8 protein-coding genes are annotated in these 10,175 nt (G+C 42.1%); all 8 read left to right on the top strand.

Annotated features, from left to right (window positions below):
• Window positions 1–342: 342 nt before the first annotated feature.
• The 8 genes from AAC073_RS23060 to AAC073_RS23025 all read left to right on the top strand — a co-directional run bounded on the left by AAC073_RS23060 (window position 343) and on the right by AAC073_RS23025 (window position 9,482).
• Window positions 343–1,257 carry an amidohydrolase family protein gene (locus AAC073_RS23060; protein WP_339926186.1) on the top strand — a complete coding sequence of 305 codons (915 nt, stop codon included), beginning with the start codon at window positions 343–345 and terminating at the stop codon, window positions 1,255–1,257.
• Window positions 1,247–2,050, top strand: coding sequence for an amidohydrolase (locus tag AAC073_RS23055; protein WP_339926185.1), 804 nt, complete (start codon window positions 1,247–1,249; stop codon window positions 2,048–2,050). Before AAC073_RS23060 ends, AAC073_RS23055 begins: the two co-directional genes overlap by 11 nt.
• A gap of 82 nt (window positions 2,051–2,132) precedes the next feature.
• A complete protein-coding gene (locus AAC073_RS23050) occupies window positions 2,133–3,494 on the top strand; it encodes a DegT/DnrJ/EryC1/StrS family aminotransferase (RefSeq protein WP_339926184.1) in 1,362 nt (453 codons plus the stop codon).
• A 48-nt stretch (window positions 3,495–3,542) separates the two neighbouring features.
• On the top strand, window positions 3,543–4,487 hold the full coding sequence (locus AAC073_RS23045) for an amidohydrolase family protein (protein ID WP_339926183.1): 945 nt from the start codon (window positions 3,543–3,545) through the stop codon (window positions 4,485–4,487).
• A 36-nt stretch (window positions 4,488–4,523) separates the two neighbouring features.
• Window positions 4,524–5,405 (top strand): amidohydrolase family protein, encoded by an 882-nt coding sequence (locus AAC073_RS23040; protein WP_339926182.1) that lies wholly within the window; start codon window positions 4,524–4,526, stop codon window positions 5,403–5,405.
• A 31-nt stretch (window positions 5,406–5,436) separates the two neighbouring features.
• The gene (locus tag AAC073_RS23035; protein WP_339926181.1) at window positions 5,437–6,825 is read left to right on the top strand and encodes a sulfatase-like hydrolase/transferase; all 1,389 of its coding nucleotides are present in this window, start codon (window positions 5,437–5,439) and stop codon (window positions 6,823–6,825) included.
• On the top strand, window positions 6,826–7,965 hold the full coding sequence (locus AAC073_RS23030) for a hypothetical protein (protein WP_339926180.1): 1,140 nt from the start codon (window positions 6,826–6,828) through the stop codon (window positions 7,963–7,965).
• Complete coding sequence (locus AAC073_RS23025) at window positions 7,962–9,482, top strand: hypothetical protein (RefSeq protein WP_339926179.1); 1,521 nt, start codon at window positions 7,962–7,964, stop codon at window positions 9,480–9,482. Before AAC073_RS23030 ends, AAC073_RS23025 begins: the two co-directional genes overlap by 4 nt.
• Window positions 9,483–10,175 lie beyond the last annotated feature (693 nt).

The following is a 10,175-nucleotide window of genomic DNA, read 5'->3' as shown; positions in this document are numbered from 1 at the left end:
TCTCAATGTATAAAACAGTAATCTTAGAATATTAACATTTATCAAATCTAAAGGATGGGGCTGATGGTATAGGAGCAAATAATAAGCTTAATTCGATGATTCATATCAATTCGAATAGCGATAGATTGAACACAAAATAGGCAATAGATAATCTATTACCTGATGATCCGCTTCAGCGGAAAAATCAGATATATTGTTGCTGTTTGGAGATTGTAATATTCCCCTGGTGAGAAATCAGGAAATGCTATTACATGAAAAGGGTTCAGTTATAAAACGGACTTTGAGTTAGGATATCTATTCTATTGTAAGTCAATTTCTTAACAAAAACAATAGGTCATGGGCATGACAAGAAGAGAATTTTCACTTAGTGGAACTGTTTCCATTTTTGGTTTGATGATGGGTGTTCCATCTGTTGATTTCAGAACGAGAGCATCTGGAGAAAATGACTTTGATTTGATGAAAGAGGTGAATAAGTACAGGAAAATAGATGCCTATGCCACCTCTAATATGACACCGGATCAGCTAAAGGCTCAAATTGATTTTGCAGACAGGCTATCTATTGAAAAGCTGTTTGTTGGCATGCCTATATTGCCTATTAAAGCTACACCGGAAGAGTTCAGAAGGATTAATGATACAGTGATTAAAGGAGTAAAAGCCTATCCCGATCGGTTGGTTGGGGAGTTTACGATTAACCCTATTTATAAAAAGGAGGCAATTGATGAAATCAACCGCTGTGTAGACAATGGTTTGGTGGGTACCCGTTTGTACAATCAGGTAAAGATCAGTGACCCCTTGTATGAACCTATTATTGAAAAGCTATCGGCCTTAAAAATGATTGTTTTTATGCATGGAGAGTGTCAGCTGGGAGTAGGTGGCTACCGAATGAAGTATGATGCTGAAAAGTTGCCTAGCACTTCTACACCGGAAGATTTTGTAGTTGCTGCAAAGAAATTCCCCGATGCCAATTTCCAATTTGCACATATCGGAGGTGGAGGAGATTGGGAATGCATGTGTAAAACCTTTGAAAATACACCCAATATATATGTAGACACAGGAGGTAGCAATAACGAAGAAAACATGATAGACTTTGCCCTTAAGTATTTGGGTGAGGACAGGCTTTTTTTCGGAACGGACAACAGTTACTACCAAAGCATAGGAAAAGTACTGGCTTCCAACCTCAATGAAAGACAGAAAAGAAAACTGTTTTTCGACAACTACAATGCATTGCTGAAGAAAGGAGGCTTTGGTGTTAATTGATATCAATGCCTATGTGGGCAACTGGCCTTACAAGCAGATGGCATATTCTACTTGTGAAGCACTGCTGAAAAAAATGAATCAGTTTGGTGTTGACAAGGCTGTAGTCGCCAATATGAGTGGGATTTTCTATAAAAATTGTCAAGCAGCCAATGAGGAATTGTTTGCTGAACTCAATTCCAATAAAACTTATAAAGAAAGAATTATTCCATTTGCCATTATCAATCCCGTCTATCCCGGATGGAAAAGTGATTTTGATAAATGTGTGAAAGCCGGAATTAAAGGCATACGCATTTATCCCCAATACCATGATTATCAATTGACGGATTCCGCATGCCTTGAATTGGTAAAAATGGCCCGAGACCATGACTTGGTTGTTGGGCTTACCGTGAGAATGGTCGATAGTCGCCAAAAATCCTGGATGGATTTAGATCAGGTGGCAGGAACAGATAAGCCAGAGCAAGGATTAGTGGATTTATTGCCTATAATAAAGGAAGTACCGGATGCCAAATACTTTATATTAAACCTGGCTAATGGTTATCAGCTCAAAAATGACGACTTTGAGTTCATTATGAAAAGTAAGCTGCTCATGGATACCTCTGGTCGATCCCTGGCCAATATGGCACAGGCACTGGAATTCTATGGGGCAGATAAATTTGCTTTTGGGACACATGCCCCAATACTGGATTACCTGACAGGAATGTTGCGTATTGAATCTTTACGCGAAAAAGAAGCTAGCCAAAGTACCAAAGATTTGCTGAGGTGGAGAAATGCACAAAGCATGTTGAACTTATAAAGAACGATCAATTGGTCTATGCTTTTCATGGCCAATGTCCATTCAGGAAATTATTCTTAAAACAATAAATGCTAAATAACCGATGAATAAAGCATACAGTAGGAGAAAATTCATGGCTGGTCTTTCTACCGGTTCATTGGCCATAGCCACCACACCTGTTTTGCCGAGTCTAGGCAATGTATTGATCCAAATCAATGAAAAGCTGGCTATTCTAGGAGGCAATGCCATAAGAGAAAAAGGCAGAATAGGGCCAGCATGGCCTTATGTCGATGATCAAATGGTGGATGAAATTGTCAAAACAACGCGAAGTGGTATTTGGAGCAGGATACAATCTGCTACCGGTAATGTGCCTACTTTTGAGAAGGAATTTGCCAAGCAGATTGGGGTTGGGTACAGTGTAGGTACAGGGTCCGGTACCCAGGCCTTAAGTACATGTGTAGAAGCCCTTGGTATAGGTCCCGGTGATGAGGTGATTACATCTCCTTATACGGACATGGGGACTATCTCTTCTATTTTGACCAGTAGGGCTTTACCTGTGATGGTAGACCTTGACCTTACTTCCTTCCAATTGGATCCTGAGGAAGTAGCCAAAAAAATCAATAAGAATACAAAAGCCATTATGCCGGTCCATATCATGGGCGTACCTGCGAATATGGAGCGTATCATGGAATTGGCAAGAAAACATGGTTTGAAAGTCATAGAAGATTCTTGTCAAGCACCTTTTGCCCGCTATCAAGGGAAAGCCATAGGTACCATAGGAGATTTGGGCTGCTTTAGTTTTCAAGCAAGTAAAGCCATTGCCTGCGGAGAAGGTGGAGCTGTGGTAGGAGACGATCAGGCATTGATGGAACAATGTTATACGGTTCAGAACAGAGGGGCTTCCAGAAAAGGCAGGAATGAGACCATTGGCCCAAAATACCGGATGAATGAATTTGAAGGAGCCATTCTTATGGGACAGTTGCCGGGTGCCAAAGAAAGGTTTTTGAAGCGGAATGAAAATGCAGAATACCTGATTGCTCAGTTGGCAGGTATTCCTGGTTTGACCCCACAGAAAAAGTACCCCGGAACCGAAAGCAGTTCCTATTATCACTTTGCAATGTCCTACAATAAAGAACATTTTAACGGTGCTGACAGAAGTCTGTTCTTAAAGGCCCTAAATGCTGAAGGGATTCCCATGGGTTCCTATATTAAAAATGGATTGCACAAGGAGCCTTGGATCCAACATGTTTTGAGCTTGGATGAATACCAGACCATGTATACAAAAGAAAGAAGGGAAGAATATACCAATTCGTTGGATTTACCAAATTGTGATAAGATATGTTTCGAAACGCTCATCTCTTTTTGGGGTTCCGGAATGCTATTAGGCACGCGTCAGGAAATGGACGAGATAATTGCCGGAATTACGAAAGTATACGAAAACAGAGACAGTTTAAGTAAAATTTAAACCAGCTGAGAAACTTTAACCACCATTGGAAGCCACAATAACAATACTATGAAAAAAGTAAACCGCCGCAGCTTTTTTAGCACTACTTTAAAGGCCACTGCCGCAGCCTCACTGCCAATTACCATACCTTCAAATTCACCAAAAGAAGAGTGCAAGAGTAGATACGGTGTGTTTGCAGGAAATCCGGGTGTCATCGATACCAATGTCAATTTGTTTGATTGGCCATTTAGAAAACTGAAATACGGTGAGACCGATGCTTTGCTAGCAAAGCTAAGCAAACACAGGGTAGAGAAAGCTTGGGCAGGAAGCTTTGAGGCACTTTTTCACAAAGATATCAATGGCGTCAATGAACGATTGGCCAAAGAATGCCAACAAAAAGGAAAGGGAATGTTAATCCCATTTGGTACAGTAAACTTGGCTTGGCCGGATTGGGAAGAAGACCTGAGGCGTTGCCATGAGGTGTACAAGATGCCGGGCGTTAGGATTCACCCCATTTACCAAACCTTTGATCCAAGCCATCCGGATTTTGAGAAATTGGTAGCTCAGGTAGAAAAAAGGAAAATGATCTTGCAAATTGTGGGAGACATGGATGACAGTAGAAATCACCATCCGATCGTCCTTACCAGAGGAGCTGACATGAATCCATTGGTGGACATTATTAAAAAATACCCCAAGGTAAAAATTCAAATGCTTTACTGGACGCATAAAGTTACCGGAAACCTCTTAGAGCGATTCATTAAGGAGACCAATGTCGTTTTTGACACCTCCAGGATAGAAGGTGCTGGAGCAGTAGGAAGGTTGATTGAAGGCAATCCGTGGAATGGGAAGAAGGGTATTCCGCTGGCAGCAGAGCGGGTATTTTTTGGTTCTCACGTTCCTTATTTCCCTGTAGAAGCAAGCTTTCTGAAATTGATGGAATCACCATTAACGGCTGAGCAGGCCAATGGGATTTTGCAGGGGAATGCCAATAATTTCATGAATTCTTCTCTTTAGTTTAATGGACACTCCAATTACTTTAATCAATTCATTATGAACAATTTTGCCATAGACCCCCATTTATACGGACTTCCTGATTTAGAAGAATTAAAAGCATTTAGAATTTGGGACACCCATTATCATGGCTTTTTGACAGGAACTGAGCCCATAAAACAACACCAGGAAATGCTGTTTTACGTAAAAAGAATGGGTGTTGAACGTATCATTTCTGTGGATATAGGGGGCACCCTTAGTGACCCTCTGGATCCTAAGCCGCATGATGCGGCCCAACTAGAAATCTTGAACAATGATCCGGAATGGATTTCCGGAATTGTCCCCATAGACCCTGGTTTTCCGGATGAGAGTTTAGCGAAAATGAAAAAGTGGATTGCCAACGGGCCTTGTGTAGGCATCAAGTACGTAGGGGGAAACAAATTGGGAGTGACTTGTGATGCAGACCAGAATGATAAGATCATTCGCTATGCAGCAGAATTAGGAGCTGTGATTTATATCCATACCTGGATTAAAGTAGGTGGAGAGCCTAGATGGCCCGGAGGAGGAAACCTTGATGGAGAGTCTACCCCTATGGATGTAGCGACCCTAGCCAAACGATTCCCTGATGTGCCCTTGATTTGTGGACATGCAGGTGGAGATTGGGAGTTGGCAGCGAGAGCCATCAGGCCTTACGAAAATGTTTTGTTTGAATTTAGCGGTGCAGATCCGCATTCAGGTTCTGTGGATTATGCAGTAGATATAGTAGGTGTTGACCGAATCGTTTGGGGTGGACATGGCCCAAGTCGCTCTTTTTCTACGGAAATGGCTAAAGTCCTTGATGCCTCCCTTTCCCAGAAAGAACGCATGAAGGTATTCGGTGCAAACTACCGGAAAATTGCAAAATCAATTTTTGCATCAAAAGGCATTAACATTACGGTGTAAGTAACCTATTTGTGAAAAATTTGACATGATTATGAGACTTAAAAGCTTGCTCTTTTTTTTATTGTTTTTGGTTGGAACGCAGGTGTTTGGCCAACAGCAAAAGCCCAATATCCTATTGATCATATCAGACGATCAAGGTTATCATGATTTGGGATCTTTTGGGAACAAGGATATTCTTACCCCTTATCTGGACCAATTGGCAGCGGAAGGGGTTAGGCTTACCAATTTTTATGTCACAAGTTCTGCCTGTACCCCTTCCAGAAGTGGCTTGCTTACCGGAAGGTATCCCCAAAGGAATGGCACTTTTGAACTCTTCCGAAACAATATGGTCAATTATGGGCACCGGTATACTGAGTATGAATACAGCGTTTCCCCTGAACGAATTTTAGGCACAGACCTTAGAGAAATCTTTATTTCAGAAGTATTGAAAAAAGGAGGCTATACCAACGGCTATGTAGGGAAGTGGGATTTAGGCCAATTGAAGCGGTATTTGCCCATGCAACAGGGCTATGACAAGTATTATGGTTTTGCCAATACAGGGATTGATTATTTTACTCATGAACGCTATGGGAGTCCATCCATGATCGATGGCAATTATTTATCCATAGCAGACAAAGGCACTTACACAACAGACCTTTTTGAAAGGGAAGCATTGGAATTTATCAATGAAAGTGAAGGAAAACCCTTCTTTCTGACCCTAGCTTTCAATGCGCCTCACAGCGCTTCTAATTTAGACCCGGAAATTAAAGGCACGGTTCAGGCGACAGAAAAATACCTGAAAATGTACCCTGAATCAAATACAAAAAGAGGTGAAAAGCAAAGGGCCTACAAGGCTGCTGTTACCCAAATGGATCAGTCCATCGGGAATATAATGGAACGAATAAAGGAATTGGGGCAAGAGGAAAATACACTAGTGATATTTTTGTCTGACAATGGTGGAATGTCGCTTGCAGATAATTATCCTCTAAGAGGAGGGAAGGCCCAGTTTTTTGAAGGAGGAATAAGAGTGCCTTGTTTGGTTAAATGGCCGGGTAAAATTGAAGCCGGGCAAACAAATGAGGCTTTTTTGACTTCTTTGGAATTGTTTCCCATGATGGTGGCAGCGGCAGGCCTAGAACTACCGGAAGAGGTTATTTATGATGGCTTTGACATGTTGCCGGTACTTCGAGGAAAAGTGGAAGTTGGAAGGAAAGAAATGTTCTGGGATTTTAGAGGTGATCAGGCAGCCAGAGTTGGGGATTGGAAATGGGTACAGTCCGCAAAAGGGAATGGATTGTTTGACCTGAAACATGACATTGGGGAACAAAATGATTTGTCATTAGAGAACCCGGAGAAACTAGTAGAGCTTACCCGAAAATTTTCAGAATGGAAAGAGGAGATGGGAAATGCAGCACCAAGAGGTCCTTTTAAAGATTATTAATTGATACAATTGGCTATGGTTTTAAAATACAGTACAGCGTTGATTCTCTTTTTTGCCCTGCTGATGCATTCAGCACTTCTGGCACAGGGTGATGGCAAGAAAATCACTTCCATTGAAATAAAGGCAATTCCCGGTCTTCAATTTGACAAGGTCAGGTTCTCTGTTGCACCCGGGGCGGAAGTCATGCTCACGGTGACCAATAGTGATGAGGACATGCCCCATAATATGCTTATTACCATGCCAAACTCAAGAGAAGTGGTAGTCAATGCTGCGCAGCAATTGGCAGAAAAAGGACCTGAAATGAATTTTATTCCAAATAGTCCTTCGGTACTATGGTCCATTCCTGTAATTTATTCGGGCGAGAGCAAGACCATACAGTTTAAAGCGCCCGAGGAACCCGGTATTTATCCTTATGTATGTACTTATCCAGGTCATGGCTTTATCATGTATGGGTACATGTATGTGACTGAAAACGGTATAATGCCAGCACTAGAAAACGATGAAAACATCCCGCCATTGCGAAGAACTGAAAATAAGAATTTGCAGGATTCGGAAAGTGCTGCCATGCACCATCATCCCAAATTGCATCCTTACGAAAATGTGCCTCCTTACCTATATCGGGTTTTTATCGAAGGATCCAGCCTTGCCAGTATAGCCGTCCACCTTCCCAATCAATTGTCTTATGCTTGGGATGCTGAGTTATGCCAGTTGCAGTTTGCCTGGCAAGGAGAATTTCTGGACAATACTGACCTATGGCATGGGCATAAAAATGCCTACGCAAAAGTGCTTGGAGAAATATTTTATCGGGAGAAAATTGAATTACCTATACGGATTGGTAGTAGAGAAAACATTCCAAGTCCTGAATTTTTGAGGTACAAATTGATCGATGGCTACCCTGAGTTTCACTATCTGCTTTCAGGAGTGGAGGTTCACGAAATTATTCATCCTAACAAAGAAGGTTCAGGTTTGATCAGAACAATAAGGATAAGCGATGCAAAAGAACCTGTCTGGTTTCTATTCAATGCTGATGGGCAAGTGGAGTATGCATTTAGTAAGGGTGAAATAGAGGAAGGCGCTTTGAAACTGAGTCCTGATGAAGCAAAAGAATTTACCATTACCGTTACTAAATCGGAGCAATGATGACAAAAGTGAAGCATATTTTATTCGTATTGTTAATGGGTTTTGGACTCGTTTCAGGCTGTAAACCCAAACCAAAAGGAGCTGGCGCCTCTTATCAGGTAGCTACTATCCCTGTTCCCGATGGTTTATTGGCAGAAACGGGTGGGCTTGATTTTTTGTCAGACGGTCGGTTGATCGCTTGTTTTACCCGAGGGGAGGTCATGGTATATGATCCAAAGACCAAGGAATGGTCTTTGTTTGCCAAAGGCCTGCACGAACCATTGGGATTAGTGGTAATCAATGACAGTGAAATTGTGGTTTTGCAAAGACCGGAATTGACCCGGATTACGGATACGGACAAGGATGGTAAAGCCGATGTGTATGAAAAAATAACAGATGATTTCGGGATATCGGGCAACTACCACGAATTCAATTATGGGCCAGTCAGGGACAGTGAAGGTAATTTTTACATTGCTTTAAATACCGCTTCATCCGGTGGAGGCATTAGAGACAATGTACGGGGTGAGCTGCGCTTGAATGGCAGAGATGGGGAAGACGGAAAAAGACAAATGTATTCAGTTGTTCCTTACCGAGGTTGGGTTTTGAAAATTCAGCCGGATGGTAAGGTTATCCCTTTTGCTTCCGGTTTCAGATCTCCGAATGGACTGGGTTTTGATGATTCGGGTAACTTGTTTGTTACCGATAACCAAAGCGATTGGGTAGAGACGAGCACGCTGTACCATGTGAAAAAAGACCGGTTCTTTGGACATCCTGCAAGCCTCGTGTGGCAAGAAGAGTGGAAAGATGCAGACCCATTCTCCCTTCCGATTTCAACATTGGACAGCCTTCGTACCAAGGCGTCCGTATTGTTTCCTCATGGAATAATAGCCAATTCCCCCACTCAACCCTTATTTATTAAAAACAACGAGCAGTTCAAAGATTTTGAAGGGCAATTTCTGATTGGAGAAATGAATAGGGACCGGATTTTCCGGGTAATGCTTGAGGAAGTTTCTGGAGAATTTCAAGGGGCTTGTATTCCATTTGTTGATGGACAAGGATTGAGCGTTGGCAACAACCGGCTGGCTTTTGGGCCGGATGGGAGTTTATGGGTAGGGCAAATTGAACATGGCTGGAGAGGTGATCAGGGCATTCAAAAGATTTCATCCACCGGCAACCCGCCCATGGATATCGCCAAAATGTCGCTGACTAAAAATGGTTTCGAATTAACCTTCACCCAAGCGGTAAACCCGGAAGGCGCTTTGGCCATTAAAAATTACCAGCTGCGTCGGTATTACTATGCCTACCAGAAAAAGCCGTTTGATGAGCCGGTAGATAAGTCTACGCAAAGAGATTTACAATTCGTGGCCATAAAAGACATCACCATATCTGCTGATCATATGAGGGTGGAATTGGTTTTGGAAGCGCTAAAACCAGGGTATGTTTATGAGCTAAAATTAGACAGTATTTTCAATCAGGCCGGAAAGCCCCTCGACAATCAACTCATAGCCTATACCCTCAATAATTTATTGCCTTCGTGAAAATGAAAAAAGAAAATCGATCAAGACTTAATCTACTATGTAAGAAAGGATTGCAAGTAAATCGATAGGAAGGAGTAGATGCAATCTACTCCTAGTAGGGTACAATTTATTGACCTGGACTGAGTTTGCAACTATACTCAGCTATTCGACACTATATGAAATGGAAAAAGTAGATGCAATCTCCTCATAGCGTATTTGCGAAAGGGAACTTGCTTTCCCGTAACACTGTTCAACCCCATCCGGGGTTGTGGGAAAGGTAGGTAATAGCTTTTCCGTGAGTTGCCACTCACGGTTATTATTGTTCAGGTCCTTCAGACCTGGGATTTGTGAGATAATTGAAGTTAACGATTTAGGTTTTTTAATAGTCCATTATAACGAAACCAAAGAAGCCTTATAGGGCTTCAACAACAATTGCTATGGGTGCAAACCCATGGACGGTGTCCAGCCCAGGAATTACTCAAGCCCTGAGAGGGTTGAACAGGGTTTTTTCAATTAGCATATGGTCTTCCGGAAATACATGTCCTTTGATAATTAAGGAGTAGATGCAATCTACTCCTAGTGGAGTTAATGAAATAATTAAAGTTAACGATTTAGGTTTTTCAATAGTCTATTATAACGAAACCAAAGAAGCCTATAGGGCTTCAACAACAATAGCCATGGGTGGCAACCCATGGACGGTGTCCAGCCCAGGAA

The sequence above is a fragment of the uncultured Cyclobacterium sp. genome (assembly GCF_963977555.1).
Lineage (GTDB): Bacteria > Bacteroidota > Bacteroidia > Cytophagales > Cyclobacteriaceae > Cyclobacterium.
This window is presented reverse-complemented; position numbering and strand designations above follow the sequence as displayed.